Raw genomic sequence first — 14955 nt, 5'->3', positions numbered from 1 at the left:
GAATAAACAAGCCGGGCGATGCGCCAAGGATCACTAAGGACGTTCGAAATCCTGCGCGGAAATCGTCTGTGGCCTCACATTCCCCGCGGGAACCGCGTACAGCGTGTATGACAAAACTTGCGTCTCAACCTGAGTCGCGGTCTGCTTGGTTTGAAGCGATTGCACGCCGGGAAACTGTCCAGCACCGTCCAGCTCAACGAACTTCCTGCATGCAATGTCCAGCTTATCTCCGAAGGCATATTGCACCTTATACATACCGTCCGGAATACCGTTGATCTGTGCCGTTTGATTACTACGGACAAAAAACGCCGCGACAATCCTGTTCGTTGACGCCTCTCGCAATTTGATGATGGCATTGCCACTAGCACCGTTGCGAATTTCCAGAGCATGTCCTTCCGTGGCATCAAGCAGATTGGCTTGAAGAAGTTCACCGTTGTACGGCGCCTGCGCGCAGGTCGGCACATTCTGAGCGGGTGCCGTTTGTCGGGATGGGTAATTAGCTTTTGTCGGTGGTGGGGAATAGAGCGTCGTAGCCGTGTATGTTCTCGCAGGCCCTTCACTGTCCGCAATGATCATAGCGGTAACGGCTCCAGGTAAGGCGAATGCCATGGTGACGTGAATGGCGATGGTCGTGAGGGACGACCGCCACGGATTTTTCAAACCCGACTGTCGAGTGTTGGCCCCGGCCTTTTCCAGTTGCGACGCTAATTCCGATGCATCGCTTGCGATGCTCTTATCACCTGCAAGTTTCGATAGTGTCGCCAATGCATAAGAAAGTTGCAGGTTGCCGTGAGACAGGAATGCGAGAGCATTGTACCAAATCATGCGTTCGTCGGACTTCTGCTCGTGCTTGCCGCCGAAGCCGTTTATCAGGATCGAGCCGACTGAATACAGCGGCCCCCACGGTACTCCCCACCAGCCGGTGAAAAGAGTGATTGCCGACGACTTAAGCGCTTCCTTCTTGGCGCAGGCCGCACAGAATATGCCCTGAACCGGTTTGCGGACAGTGGCAAAGAGGAAGCTATAGACACGGAAAAATACAACATAGCGCGGTTGAGCGGTGATCTTGCCGCAGCGAGAACAGCAAATTGGATCGATGCGGTGATGTTTTGCTTCCTGCGTCGTCGTCTGATACGCAGAACTATCATATTCAGCCCGCTTGATCGGATCGCTGAGAACATCGTAGGCTGCAGAAATCCGATGGAATTTTTCGGCCGTATTTGCACCGGAGGCGTCCGGGTGAGTTGCTTTTGCAAGACGCCTGTAAGCTGCTTTGATCTCTTCAGCCGTCGACGACGGTTCCACGCTCAAGGCTTTGTAAAAGCCTTGAAGATCATTATTTTGCATCTTGCCCCCGCAAGTAATACGCTTACCGAGACACGGTATGAACGAGAATTCATTCTAAGGCCACTACTATTGGATGCTGCGCAAATCTTTGGGCATGCGGTGTTACGCAATGGGGACACCCGATTACAGCAAATCGACTGCCGCTTTCATCATCTCGTCGCGTACCTCAATATAACGTTGCGTCGTCGTCAGATTGCGATGGCCTGCCAGTGTCATGATGACCTTCGGGCTGACACCGGAATGGGCAAGCCGTGTGATGAACCAGCGGCGACCGCTGTGCGAGGTCGCGCCGTCGAGACCGGCGCTCCGGTAAAGCTGACCCATCAACTGACAGAGCGCGTTTGGGGAAAACGCCGTGCGCTTCTGCGTCATCAGCAGCGGCGCATCGTCAGCACGGTCGCCAAGGTATTCGCCAGCATATCGCTCGATCTCTCGGCGTAGTTTGTCGTTCATGAACACCACGCGGGCATGGCCGCCTTTGGTGATCTCGGCGCCTAGCCGCAATTGCTCCCGCACCTTACTATCGCTGTCGATGACATCACGCACAGCCAGCGCGGCGATCTCGCCCACTCGAAGGCCCGCTAGATGCGACAGCATCAACGCTAGCCGGTTGCGCTCTGCGTACTTCATCTGCGCGACCACCGCCAGCAGTCGCTTGAACTCCGCATCTGTCAAAACTCTCGCCTGCTTCACGCCCGAACCTCACAAAAAGCAGCATTTTCATGCCTTTCGTTATGTTTCCGATGCACCGGAAGGGCGAGCATTAATTGCCAGCGGGAAATTGCTCAGCAGGTGCAATCGGTTAGCGGCGGTGAGGGCCGAAACCTAAGAAAATGTATGTTTTGTGATGTTCGGCTTTCCTTCCAATTCTGAGAAACTGGCGGGTATGCAGCCAGAAGCCGACACAAGCTCGGCTTGAATGAGTGACCGATTTGGAGCCGTATCCTGACAACCCTTTATTGGCTCGACGCAGGTGAAAGCGACTCTTATAGTTGGCACATTCGGCGAACGCGATGTCCGCTCAAAATCTTATAAACCGACACTATGTTTGCAGTGGAGCAGAAGGGAATTGCTTTACTTTATTTCAGACGGCGAATTAGCCGGCGGCTATGATGCACGGATCGAATTGGATGGCGCCGACGTGCTTCTATATAGCCGTGGCGGTGCAACAGGAGGGAGGCCACCGCGAAATACAGACTACGAAAAGGCGCTCCTAACGATAGTCCGGCGTTTGCGGGCGAGCGAGAGTTCCGTTCAACCAGCGATCGCCCGCGTCTTGCTTGATAGTCAACCGGCACGAAAAATGCCCTTGGAAAAGCGGCTCCTCGTGGAGGCTAGCGAGCTTTCCGGACTAAGCGATGACCAAGCCGTTACATTAATCAGATCCAGGGCAAAGAACTGGGGGCAAGCGGCCGGAGTGTTAGGCGGCAACTCAACGAAGGCGCTACGTATTGAAACGCAAGGCCACTCGTACACGAGCATCCAATCGACGCTCAAGCTCCTGGATTGGGAAAACAAGCTCAGTGTTAATACATTAAGCGCCGAGGAGCAAGGCAAGGTCACTTCTTTACATATTGACAGAGCGGTCGAGCGGTTGCGTTCGAATGAAGATGCTCCGAACTTCAGTGAGTCAAGAGACTATGACGTTTTGCTGGACGATGGAGTGAGACTTGCTCCGAAGAAGGTCTTCGGGCTGGCTTTGGAAGAGGCGCTGGGGATCAAAGCCCTACCAGAGCATTTCAATGCTGGATGGGGCCAGCCGAGCTTCCGAATTATTGAGACCGCAGGATACCTGATAGTTCCGAAAAATGAACCACTTCCCACTCCGGCGGAAGTCGCAGAAGCACAAAGTGTTTTGCCTCCGATGGGTGGCGACAGCGGCATGCGCGAGGGCATGCTAAAACTTGTCATCCACATGCGCAGGGAACGCGATCCAAGACTATCCGATGAGAAGAAGGCCACGTTCATTGCGGAGCATGGCTTTCTCTATTGCGAACGGTGCAACATGAAACCGGCCGAGCACTACGAGTCCGACGTGGCCGCTGCCTGCATCGAGGTTCATCATGCCAAGGTTCAGGTCAAAGACATGCAGGAAGATCATGTCACAATGCTTGAGGATTTGCAGTGCCTTTGCGCGAACTGCCATCGCGTGACACACCGTGAACTGGCAGTTGCTGCTCGCGGATTACGAAAAAGCAATAGCCGTTGAACTTGCGTTCTCCAACTATCTAAAGGCGTGACTTCCATCGCCGCAAAATGAGCTTGTGCGGAAGTGTCGCCGACTGCATACAATCATGAAGGCCATCTGAGAGAGCAATGCCCCTTGTCGCCAAGCCGATCAACGATACACATCTTGCTCTCAAAGTCCGCATCCAACTAGCTATAGCGTTTCCCCCGCTCCCTCGCCGGTGCGACAGCACTCAGGAACCGCAGGACGATGCACGCCCTACTAATCCTGCATGACAACTAGGCGGTAGGCGCTTGATGGTTGCGTACGACTCAGCTTTACTCTCAGCAGAGTTGAGCAGGGAGGTGGTTGGTGTCGAATATTATTGTGAGCGCAGTGGTTCACGACTTAGTCCGTGACGGGGCAGGGTTTTCAGTCCGTCTCGCTGAAAAGCCACTAGCAATCGGCACGACAGCTCAGCGGGTTATTGACACGCTTTATGAACTATATGGACGTCGGGGGTCAAAATCGCATGGCCGATTTTCTTCCAATGCCGACAACTTTCCCACGCAGAAGCATTTGCGAAGTTATGTCGACGATGGCCTAAAAGACTTTGCCACACTCACTGCCTCCATGATGGAGACGTTGCGACTTCAAGCCGGCACCCGAGGTGCAGCGCAAGGAGGTCACGTTTTTTTTGCTCATTTTACTCGCTCAGAAAGTCATTACCTTCTTGTCGCAATCATCACCGACAAACTAGGTGCGGCACTGACAAATGACTTGGGGGTCCGTGACGTCAAGCATCTTGATATCGATGGGTTTCGCTTTGCCGGCAGAATCGGAATCTCGGCATGGCTAGCGGGAGAGGCACGCTATATCAGCTTCCTCAAAGGCAAGGGCAACGTTGCCGACTACTTTCGTGACTTCCTCGGCTGTGATGCTTTCGTTCAGGAGCGCGAGGACACGCGCCGCCTAATCGACGCATTGAAAAAATTTACAACTGATAGAGGTATGACTCCCGGTGCGAGGGAGGATTTCCTCAAGCGGGCAAAAGAAATATGCCAGCGATATTCCAAGCAGCGCGAGGAACTATCATTGGCAGCATTAGCCAATGAGCTTGTGCCCACCGACCCTGAGCCGCTTAACGATGCCCTGTCAGATACCGATCTCGGCCTAAATGACAACTTCGTCCCTCATGCCCAAGCACTCCGAGCTCTCACCAGAATAAAAGCTTCCACCAAGAATTGGACGCTCGATTTTGACCGAGATGCTATTGCCACAGGCCAAATCGTCTATGATAAGGATGCGCAATCGTTGCTGATTACCAACTTGCCGTCAACGATGGTCCAAGACCTGGAAGACGAATTCAGCGATGGAACGATTGAAGTTTGAACAACTTCTTGCACTGTATCAAAACACCGAGTTCGTTTCCGGTAGCAGAGAAGGCGTGCTCACCGTTTCCACGGAACACATTCAAAGTTTTCTAAATTGGTTGGAAACGGATACGGCAGAAGCGCGAAGCACCGGGCTTTCGCTGTTAGACGACGTCTCCTCGTGCAAGATCGGCGACACGATTCGCATCGAAGCGGGTACGCCGCGTCAAGGGTTGGGCATACTCGCTGACAATTTTAATGATCTGTTACGTTCTCCAGACGCCAGCTTCAAGGAGCCCTCAAACTATTTTGTCATTCAGGAAAAGATAGAGCGCAACACAAAGCCGCCTCATCGCTTGCAGACACTTTACCGTCAGGTTTTAGCGGTGCTTTCTGTGATCTCAGAGGCCGCAACGTTCGTCGATTACATCCGCCGTGAGATGATCTTCGTAGGTGAAAGCAAGCTTATTGTCCCCGCGCTCTACCAAAGCGAGCTACTGGAAGAGGTAAATGTTGGGCACACTGCCAGGTTCGTTGAACTCTTCAGGAGCGAGACGCACCGAGACCAGAAACTCGGCATCCTAAACGCCTCGATAGTAAGGATGGTCCAGTCGTTGCCCCGTGAAGATAGGCTTCGGCATCTCCTAACCAACCTAGATGCGATCAACGACGACATCCAGAACGGTTATCGGTTATTTGCCTCTAGCTTCTCGTATTCAAAGGTGCGAAGCGAGCTGGCCGCCGCGAAGCTTGAATTCACTGCAAAAGTCCACAAAACTATAGTTGACGTACAAGGGCAGTTGCTCGGAATTCCCGCTGCGACCATTATCGTAGCAACCCAAATGAAGGAGCCAACCTCCTGTCTTATGTCGTGGGCGAACTTTGCCATCATCGCGGGCGCATGGGTCTTTGTTGTGCTTTTGGTATTAGCTCTTATTAATCAGTGGCTTACGCTGTCCGCCATTGCGGGTGAAGTGAATCGGCAGAAAGCAAAACTTCAAACGGATTATGCCGATCTGGGAAAGGAGTTTACGTCAACGTTTAATGGGGTGACTTGGCGAATTTGTTGGCACCGTATCGCGCTCCTCGTTGTGGGGATCGTCAGTTGCGTAGGTGCCGCAGTCGCTACCGCGGCCTATACCTACCTGAGTTCAACAGTTCCAGTATGTGTTTAATCAAATATCCTATCACAAAGGATCTTGTGCTTCCTGCCACTTCAGTCTAGATCCTCACAGGTTCCGAATAGAGATATGGGCTAATAAATTGAGAGCAATCGATTTGTATTCCGGTGTTGGTGGCTGGTCTTTGGGACTGAAGCTCGCGGGCATAGAGGTAGTGGCATCCTACGAACGCTGGGCAATCGCCAACGAAACAAATTTTCTCAACAATAAGCATGTTGCCCATACTGTCGATATCAGACGCCTATCGCTTGATCAGCTTCCCAACGAAATCGATATCGTTGTCGGCAGCCCGCCCTGCACTCAATTCTCATTTGCTAATCGGGGCGGCACAGGTGACATTGAAGACGGACTTGAAGATATAAAGTGTTTCTTGCGGATCGTGGATCATCTCAAGCCGCGATACTGGGCAATGGAGAATGTATCGCGTGTAGCTACCATCATTCAACGGGAGGCCGTCGTTGGTGGACGGCTGGAAGAGTTCCGGCATCTACCGATGACCATGTCCGTGTTAAACATGGAAAAGTTTGGCCTTCCGCAACGAAGGCAGCGCTGCATCGTAGGAAACTTTAACTTCGATCTTCTCAATTCCTATCAGGAAAAGCTGGCTCCCGTAACCTTGGGTGAAGTCGTAACTTCGTTGAGCCAAGTTGTTATCACTGATCCTCTTTATGGAATAACGTTAAATAAAAGTGACCTTCATGATCACGAAGAAGAGGTTCAGCTTAACGAAGAAGAAATTCGCATCAATCAGGCGGCGAAATTACATCATCCGATATACAATGCCATGCCATTTCCGGACCCTATAGTTCGTTCGGCAAGAACGATCACCGCCACATGCACTCGCGTATCGCGCGAAAGTATAATTATCCAGCAGCCCGCGCGCGCGAATGTGTATAGGCGCTTGACTGTAAGAGAGCGCGCATGCCTCCAAGGATTCCCAATAACGTTTCAATTTTATGGAGAAACATATACCCAAAAGCTGCGAATGGTCGGAAACGCCGTACCTCCGACTATTTCATACCTTATCGGACAGGCAATGATGCTGACACACCAAGACGAATTGCCTCATGTGTCCGATCGAATCCGCCTATCTAACGGAAAAGTTGCACCACCCACGAGGACCCCGCCGCATATCGCCGGACGTCAGTATCCGTCGAAGCGGACTTTTCGATTTGCAGTACCAAATTTCCATTTCAAAAGTGGCGTTCGATTCGAGCTAGCGAACTCGTTTGAAATCGGCCAGCCAGTTTGGAGTGTGCGGCTTTATTTCGGAACTCCGAAATCAATCCACATTCTTCCACTCGATCCGGAATCTTTCATCAGCTTCAAATCTTTTGTTTCAATCAATTTACTTGAGCGGATTGATCAGGAGCTCGAAAGGTTAAGCTCATATTTAAGTACCGTTGATGTCGAACGCATGCAAGATGTTTGGTGTCATGCCGGACCTGGGGGCACCCGACCGTTTACGCTACTGGACAAAATCAGCGAGGCAGGCACAAACCTTGCCAAAAATCTCTCTTTTCAGCCGTCACAGTCTACCGACGCGATAGCTGTAGCCCTAACGGCTCATTTCGGTACAAAATATGCAAGTCTTCTTGGAGTGTCGAAATTACACAAAAACGCTAGTGCCGTTCATGCCGGCATGCTGATAGGTGCACTGACAAACAAATGGCTAAGCACTCACGTCTACGGACATGCGACGACGCCTCGGAAAGCAAAAACATCCGGATAAATTGAAGCGCATCTACTCCTGGTCTGTGAGCAATCGCTTCAATCTGGCCCAGCTCTCCTCAGGCAGTTGCTTTATGACCTTGACCAGCTTTTCATCGCCGCTTGCCATAACGAGCTTTCGAACCGGGGCGGCGATTGCTTCCGCCTCTCGCACCTCCTCCTCTTCGACATCCATTCCTCGAACGATAGCACCTGCGCGCAACGCCTCATCGAGCGTCAAAACGAAAGCCGCAGCGAAGGAACTACCGCAATGTTCACAACTTTTTGCACGCAATGGGTTTAAGCCACCGCACTGTCTGCACTCTTTAAAACGCTCTGGACCTTCCTTCTCCGGAAACTCGTGGCCACACACCTCGCAGAACTTTTCCTTAATTGGAACTTCGCTCGTGCAATCGGGGCAAATTTTCGTTTTTGGAGGTTCTTCAGCTTTGCGCTTAGAAGGAGACATTTCGTCTTCAATTCTGCGAGCGAATGCCTCCAGCACGTCAAACGACGGCATTACCACATAAGCGCGAGTGTCGTCATTTGGACCACTAGTGCGAACTACTCTACCAACAGCCTGACGAAACGCCAATTCGGTTAGAGCGTGGGGTAGATATACAAGAACCCTCAGCCTGGCGATATCAACACCTTCCGAGATCATGGCGACGGATACAATCCAACGTCGGTCTGTGTGCCTAAATGCCTCAATGCGATTTTCCGCGTTTTGCATTTGGCTATGTATGATTGCAGGGGTTTCACCCTCGACCAACTCGATCAATTTCACCATATATTCGGCCATCTCGATCGATGGCGCGATTACCAGGCCGCCCGCGTTAGGCATGCGGTAACGAAGGTCATTAAGCTTAGCGGTTGCCCATTCAATCATCGTTGCCTGATAGCCATCAATTCGGGGCGTTTTGCCATCAGCCTCAAATTGAGGAGTGCATGCAAGGCGATAAAAATTCAACGCCCTCTGCAGTCCAGGAATGCGGTTTAATGTGGGGCTCAGTTGAGCTTTTTCTTTGCTGGACACCGAGACTGTTTCACCGTCTTCGAGATCAACAGTGAAGTGCCCTTCATGGCGATGGAAAGTGGCGGGCCTACAATAGTCAAGATCAACTGCTTCGCCGTAACTAAGTGTGTATGTTCCGTCTTCGGGATGATTGATCTGACCTGCGTCGTCATACGCCATCCAGATCGACTTCTTCCCATCAGACCGTATTGGCGTACCAGTCAAGACGATGACATATTTCGCGTCCGAGAATGCGGAGGTCGCACCAGTTCCCCAAGCAGCCTGTACCGCGGCGTGATGGTGCTCGTCGCATATTACCAGCACCCGTGACGCCCCACAGACAGCCTGAAACGCGTCCTGTAGATTTTGAACAGCGGCCCAAGTTGCACAGACGTCAAGTTCAATTTTCTCGTCGCTTGTTACCCGACCCATGTATCGACCGGTTATTGCATAAAAGTCCTTGGCCCATTGCCGAACGACTTCCACTCGTGGCGCAATTACGACAACCCGATCAATGTGACCTTCATCAATCAACCTTTTAGCTATCGTACAAGCAGCGATGGTCTTACCGGCTCCGGGTGCAGCATTAATGAGAAAATGCTTGTCCTCGGCACGTTCGATCAACCATGCCATAGCTTTTTGCAGGGCGTCATTCTGCCACGGTCTAAGCTTCACCATCTTCGATCCTTTGCTTAAGTTGCATTTCGGGCAGAGCGCTTGACCGTTCAAGAGAACTGTTTTTCCATAACGAGAAAACGGATGAACATGATCAGCATGGAAACCTTTACGCAAGCGCTCTCCGCATAACGCACATTTTCCGCCACTTATGAGTGCTAAAATAAATCTCTGCCGAAGAGAAAAGCTTCTCTTCACTTGTTCACCCAATACTCCGTGAACAAAATTTCTCTAATTGGCAGGTTTGCGGGCGGCTTTAACACCGCATGCTGATTAATGCGAACCATTGCTGTCGCATATGGGACCTTACGGTTCTTCACAACGAAACCTTGTTGGCGCATCTCATAGACCAGCTCCGGTAAGTTGGAGAGACCGAACAGAACAAGGGCTTCCATACGCGTTAACGGCTTTCCGGAGAGCATGTGCTCTTTCGCGGCTAGAGCCGATCCGGCGGTAATTGATGATGTCTCCATGCTGGCCCCAAGTACTTCTCAATTGCGGCGCGTAGCGCCAAAGTTGCATTCAAGCCAATATCGTCGATCTTTGAGTACCGTCGGATTTCAAACTCAAGAACCCTCCAGCCTCCATCTTTCATCGCTTCATCCACCGGGAGTGTCTGGAACGCGCGACTCTCGGTGGAAACTCCCCAGCCATCTACATCTTCGCTCGCATCCCGATACGCTCGCATAATAAGGATTGCGATTTGAGCAAGTTGTTTCGCTGGTATATCCGGCCCCAACCCGCTGCGCAATTCCGCAAATATCGCTCTAAACTGGGCCGGTTTTTGCATAACCCCTCCTCAACCTAGAGGGTCATCCATTTTCCGGATCACGTCAACGGGGAAACCACCTATGGGAGAGCAAAATTTCAATTTGTTCTGCTGTTGAGAGCAATTTCAACGTTGATAACAAAACGTTAACTAAGGCGACTCTGTGGAGGACGCAAATTCTGCTAAAAGAAAGGACTTAATTATCTCTGCGAGAGCGGTATCGTTACTAATTTGACATTCCCATATCACCAATACCTTCCATCCAAGGGCATGCAATTTCTCTAAAATAACAATATCTCGGGCAAGATTGCGTTGAAATTTTCCCTGCCAAAAATCGACATTGCTGCGAGGAGTAGTCGCGAGTTTACAATCGGTATGGCGATGCCAAAAACATCCATGAACGAAAATTATCTTCCTACGACTCGGGAATACCAGGTCCGGTCGTCCAGGTAGCCCCGCAACATGTAGCCTGAAGCGAAAGCCTAAGGCGTGGGCGCAACGCCTAACTTTCATTTCCGGGGATGTGTCCTTTCCCCGTATCCTAGACATTATTTTAGACCGAACCTCAGGTGATACCCGATCACCCATTGCTATGCCTCCATTGAGAACGCTCACAATAGTCTCGGGCAATAGCGATGACAAACCTTGACTCAACCTCTCGATCTTCCAAAGTACAACCTCGATTGAGTAGCACATTGTCAAGCATGCATTATATTCTTCTAAATCAATATTTTAAAACCATAATCTTCCAATTCCGATGGCAACTGATCCCCTTTCTAAGGCGATGCACGCGGCCCGTATCAAGTTGTTTTTCAACCGGCCCGAGCTTTCGGTCGAGGCGGCGAGGTTGCGGTTTGTCGACGCAACAGAAGAGTGTGGGAACATGGAACTTAAAGATTCCACTCTTCGGTATAATCGTGAATACGCGAAGTCCCTTTCGCCCAACGAGCTGGAATTGATGATTGCTCGGTTACTCTCTAACGGGCGTATCAGCAAATTTTAGCACAGACATAGCGCACATGGCCCAACTGATTAAGAAATCAGATAGCCATGCTTTGATCTCCCGATCGAAAATCCGTATCCTTGGGATCGATGCGCCTCGCGTCGTTGGCGATTAGCGGTTTTTCTCGGCCCGTCGCCGATCACGATCAGCGCCCCACGCCTCAGCACGAGCCTGACGTTCGGCTTTCATTCCAATCACATCGGGATCGTTGAGACGCGGATTAGTTGGATTTGGCAGAGATCCATTTTCTTTTGCATCAAGGAGCGTCTTGACCACTGCTAAGCCATCGGCCAAATCCCGTTGGCTGTTGGGCAGCAAGTTTTTCTCATCATCGCGTTCGAGACGTATATCGGTCACGAAATGTTCAGGCCGCATTGAACCGGGCTTGTCGTTGATGAAGCCCGCCGCGACTGCATCGAAACTCTTTGTGAGTTTCCCGTATTTGAATTTGTGCGCGCGAAGGCCGTTCGCGATGATTACGGTCACTTCCTGCGTTTCAGGGTCAAACGTCATCATCTGAATGAAACGCTTATAAGCGAAATGCACGCGAGATCGTGACCGATAAAGGTCCTCTTTTGACAAAGTAGTCCAGCGGGCGCGTTCTTCTGCAATCTCGGCTTCGATATCCATCTTGGCCTTGTTCGCCGTCAGAATGCCAGCGCGTTGCGCTTCTAAATCGACTTGCTCGGCTTCGAGTTGTTTTTGCTTCTCAGAATTGGCATCCAACTGCTTGTGGAAGAGGTGCCGGAGGTTTTTCGGTGCAGTCGATATCTCTTCAATCAGCGACGTGTTTTTCTGGTCGAGGGCCTTAAACTCGGCCTCGATATCGATCAGCCGTCTCGCGATCACGTTGAGGTCGCCAGTGTCGTCCTGAATTTTGAAAATCTCGTGCAATCGAAATTCTGGCACGAAATCCAGCATGGCAGTTTCAAGACGATCATAGTTGATGCCTTTGCCACTCGTGCACTGATGCTGTTTTTTCTCTTCCCCATAGCGTTTGAATGTTCGCATTCGGTTATAGCAGCGCAGGTACTTTTGCTGCTTTTTTCGACCGAAATAGAGCGTCATCGAACCCTGGCAAACCCCGCATGTGACCATGCCCTGAAACAGGTTGGTGAACGTTTCGCCTTTGCGGCCTCTATGAGGGCGGGCCTTTTTCGCCTTCATCGCACGAAGATAAAGGTCTTCATCGATCGCGGCGGGAAAGAAGTTCCTCTGTGGCGGTCCAGCGTCGAAATATTTGCCGTTCCGATGCTCTTTTGGCTGATATGTGCCGATCACGGCGGGGTAGTTCAACAAGTGACTAACTGCGGATTGATGCCAGCCAGCTTTCGCTTTCTTGAAAACCGGAGTGTTCTCTCGGTGCAAAATGCGGCAAATCTCCATCTGGCCTAAGCCTTCGGCCGCCAACTCGTAAATCATCTTTACCGTCGCAGCATGGTGGTTGAGCTTATAGGTAATTTCGCCCTTAACGCCTTTGCTAGCGTCGATCCATGACGGGAGGTTGATATTGTACCGGCTTTCGCCACGCATCGCAGCTTCGCGCATCTTTGTCATGGCTTCTTGGATGCGCTTGCTTTTTGTGCTGCTTTCCTCGTTCGCCCGGATCATCACAACGAGACTGCCCATTAACTGGTATGGATTGTTCTCAATCGTGCGCTGAGAGTAGACTTGCTCGTCTGCAAGCGTGACGATGATGATGCCCGCATTGATGATCGCCAAAAATGGCGGCAACGCTTCAAGCACGTTCTTACGTGATAATCGGTCGAGGCTTTCAATAATCAGGTAACTGCCCTGATCAACCTTCCCAGATTTGACTAACTGCAAGAATTTTCCCAGCGCGCCATTTTCGACGTTGGCGCCGGTATAGGCCGAAACGCCTATATCGCGCAGTGTCTCATCCAAATCGAGACCATGCGCCAGCGCGTAGTCGCGGCTGTTCTGTAACTGGCGTCTAAGACTGTCACCGGAGATTTGCCGCTCCGTACTCATACGGATGTACGAGTAAGCCTTTGGTCTGACTGTAATTTCCATATCTCACCTCAGCGCAATTTCACCACGTCACCGCTTAAAAAATGGTGCATTGCGCTGTGTATGTAAAACAACAGTGTACTAAAGGCCCATGGTTAACGCTTCCTTGCCAGCCGACTACAAGGAGTCATGGTGACGGAACTGGCTTTGGTGGCGCGACGGCCGATCTCCGCTGCACAAAATCGATCTCCGGTGGACAGATTTGCAGAAAAGCGTTAGGCCTCCGTCATGAATAAGAGAGCTGTAAGACTCATCGAGAACGGTGCGATCGAATCCGCGATGCGGACGATCGAGACCGAGAGACGGGGCATGGAGGCGCTGGAACGCGCCCTGACCAATGGTCTGGCCGAGCCCTTCAGCCGCGCGGTCGAGATCATCGGCGATATCACCGGCCGCGTCATCATCACCGGTGTCGGCAAGAGCGGTCATATCGGCAACAAGCTTGCCGCCAGCCTGGCCTCCACCGGAACTCCGGCCTTTTTCGTGCATCCGGTCGAGGCCAATCACGGCGATCTCGGCATGATCACGCAGGACGACGTCATCATCGCGATGTCCTGGAGCGGCGAAAGTGCGGAGTTGCGCGGCATCATCAGCTATTCCCGTCGCTTCTCGATCCCGATGATCGCCATTACATCGGGCGAGACCTCTACGCTGGCGCGAGAATCGGATGTCGTTCTATTGCTGCCTAAGGAACAGGAAGCCTGCCCGCACGGGCTGGCGCCCACCACATCGACGCTGCTGCAGCTCGCGATCGGCGATGCGCTCACCGTGGCTCTGCTGGAGGCGCGCGGCTTCACCGCCGAGGATTTCCGCACCTTCCATCCGGGTGGCAAGCTGGGCGCTAGCCTCTCGCATGTCGCCGATATCATGCACAAGGGCGATCGCGTACCCCTGGTCAAGCTTGGCACGGGCATGCGCGAAGCGGTCATGACGCTAGCGCAAATGCGCTTTGGTTGCGTCGGCGTCGTCGATGATGACGGTTGCCTTTGCGGCATTGTGACCGATGGCGACATTGCCCGCAATCTCGGCAACAACCTTGCGGAGATGCGCGTGGACGAGGTGATGACGCGCAATCCGAAGACGGTGAAGGAAACGACGCTGGCGACCGGCGCAATGGCCGTACTCAATCGTCACAACATCTCGGCGCTGATCGTCGTCGACGATGCCCGGCGGCCTGTCGGCATCGTCCACTTCCACGATCTGCTGCGGATCGGCGTCGCCTGATCAGACGGGTTCGACCGTGAGGTCGCGGCCGCTGCTGGCAACGACCTTGACGCGGGTGCCGACTGGCAGATCCGGTCCGTTGACCGTCCAATAAGTATCGTTCAGGCGAATGCGCCCCCGGCCTTCGGTGATCGGTTGGTCGAGCGTCGCCGTGCGTCCGACCAAGCTGGCGCTGCGCTGGTTGAGGAACGGCTCGTCGGTGGCCTGGCTGTTGTTATAGAGATAGTGGCGGCCGATGAGGGTGACGATCACGGCCGTCGCGGCGAAGACAAGTCCCTGCAGTTGCCAGACCCAGAAGGCGCTATCCCAGAAAAGCAGTGACAAAGCGCCGACGATGATGCCGGCCAAGCCGATCCATACCAGGAAGAAGCCCGGCAGGATCAGTTCGGCCGCGAGCAGAATCAGACCTACCAGCCACCAGCTCCAGGGGCCGAGTTCGACGACGAGATTGTCGAACATT

Annotated in this window: 13 protein-coding genes; 5 read left to right on the top strand and 8 right to left on the bottom strand. The window is 52.4% G+C overall.

Annotated features, from left to right (window positions below; translation table 11 throughout):
• Positions 1 to 33: 33 nt before the first annotated feature.
• Together ACXHXG_RS12070 and ACXHXG_RS12065 are read right to left on the bottom strand one after the other, a co-directional pair.
• Positions 34 to 1347, bottom strand: coding sequence for a J domain-containing protein (locus ACXHXG_RS12070; protein ID WP_457899395.1), 1314 nt, complete (start codon positions 1345 to 1347; stop codon positions 34 to 36).
• 123 nt (positions 1348 to 1470) lie between these two features.
• Complete coding sequence (locus ACXHXG_RS12065) at positions 1471 to 2022, bottom strand: tyrosine-type recombinase/integrase (RefSeq protein ID WP_457899394.1); 552 nt, start codon at positions 2020 to 2022, stop codon at positions 1471 to 1473.
• A gap of 394 nt (positions 2023 to 2416) precedes the next feature.
• On the opposite strand from ACXHXG_RS12065, the gene ACXHXG_RS12060 reads away from it, so the two are divergent.
• From ACXHXG_RS12060 to ACXHXG_RS12045, 4 genes are all read left to right on the top strand, one after another.
• Positions 2417 to 3556, top strand: a complete 1140-nt coding sequence (locus ACXHXG_RS12060) for an HNH endonuclease (protein WP_457899393.1) — start codon at positions 2417 to 2419, stop codon at positions 3554 to 3556.
• Between the two features lie 330 nt (positions 3557 to 3886).
• Positions 3887 to 4906 (top strand): nucleoid-associated protein, encoded by a 1020-nt coding sequence (locus ACXHXG_RS12055; RefSeq protein WP_457899392.1) that lies wholly within the window; start codon positions 3887 to 3889, stop codon positions 4904 to 4906.
• Positions 4887 to 6062, top strand: coding sequence for a hypothetical protein (locus ACXHXG_RS12050; RefSeq protein WP_457899391.1), 1176 nt, complete (start codon positions 4887 to 4889; stop codon positions 6060 to 6062). The genes ACXHXG_RS12055 and ACXHXG_RS12050 overlap by 20 nt, the downstream gene beginning before the upstream one ends.
• Before the next feature lie 88 nt (positions 6063 to 6150).
• Positions 6151 to 7800 (top strand): DNA cytosine methyltransferase, encoded by a 1650-nt coding sequence (locus tag ACXHXG_RS12045; RefSeq protein ID WP_457899390.1) that lies wholly within the window; start codon positions 6151 to 6153, stop codon positions 7798 to 7800.
• 12 nt (positions 7801 to 7812) lie between these two features.
• Here the strand turns inward: ACXHXG_RS12045 and ACXHXG_RS12040 are convergent, their stop codons facing one another.
• The 5 genes from ACXHXG_RS12040 to ACXHXG_RS12020 form a co-directional block, all read right to left on the bottom strand.
• Complete coding sequence (locus tag ACXHXG_RS12040) at positions 7813 to 9666, bottom strand: DEAD/DEAH box helicase family protein (protein ID WP_457899389.1); 1854 nt, start codon at positions 9664 to 9666, stop codon at positions 7813 to 7815.
• Positions 9663 to 9890: a helix-turn-helix domain-containing protein gene (locus tag ACXHXG_RS12035; protein ID WP_457899388.1), complete on the bottom strand. Its 228-nt coding sequence runs from the start codon at positions 9888 to 9890 to the stop codon at positions 9663 to 9665. Before ACXHXG_RS12035 ends, ACXHXG_RS12040 begins: the two co-directional genes overlap by 4 nt.
• A gap of 14 nt (positions 9891 to 9904) precedes the next feature.
• On the bottom strand, positions 9905 to 10258 hold the full coding sequence (locus ACXHXG_RS12030; protein WP_457899387.1) for a hypothetical protein: 354 nt from the start codon (positions 10256 to 10258) through the stop codon (positions 9905 to 9907).
• A gap of 129 nt (positions 10259 to 10387) precedes the next feature.
• Positions 10388 to 10825 (bottom strand): very short patch repair endonuclease, encoded by a 438-nt coding sequence (locus ACXHXG_RS12025; protein ID WP_457899386.1) that lies wholly within the window; start codon positions 10823 to 10825, stop codon positions 10388 to 10390.
• Positions 10826 to 11351: 526 nt separating this feature from the next.
• Positions 11352 to 13274, bottom strand: a complete 1923-nt coding sequence (locus ACXHXG_RS12020; RefSeq protein WP_457899385.1) for a recombinase family protein — start codon at positions 13272 to 13274, stop codon at positions 11352 to 11354.
• 225 nt (positions 13275 to 13499) lie between these two features.
• Here ACXHXG_RS12020 and ACXHXG_RS12015 point away from each other — a divergent pair, with 225 nt between their 5' ends.
• Positions 13500 to 14495, top strand: coding sequence for a KpsF/GutQ family sugar-phosphate isomerase (locus ACXHXG_RS12015; protein ID WP_104824251.1), 996 nt, complete (start codon positions 13500 to 13502; stop codon positions 14493 to 14495).
• Here the strand turns inward: ACXHXG_RS12015 and ACXHXG_RS12010 are convergent, their stop codons facing one another.
• Complete coding sequence (locus ACXHXG_RS12010; protein ID WP_104824250.1) at positions 14496 to 14954, bottom strand: NfeD family protein; 459 nt, start codon at positions 14952 to 14954, stop codon at positions 14496 to 14498.
• Position 14955: the final 1 nt, after the last annotated feature.

The organism is Rhizobium sp. LEGMi-198b (assembly GCF_054114205.1).
Note: the sequence above shows the minus strand (reverse complement) of the source record. Positions and strands in the feature narration are given on the sequence as shown.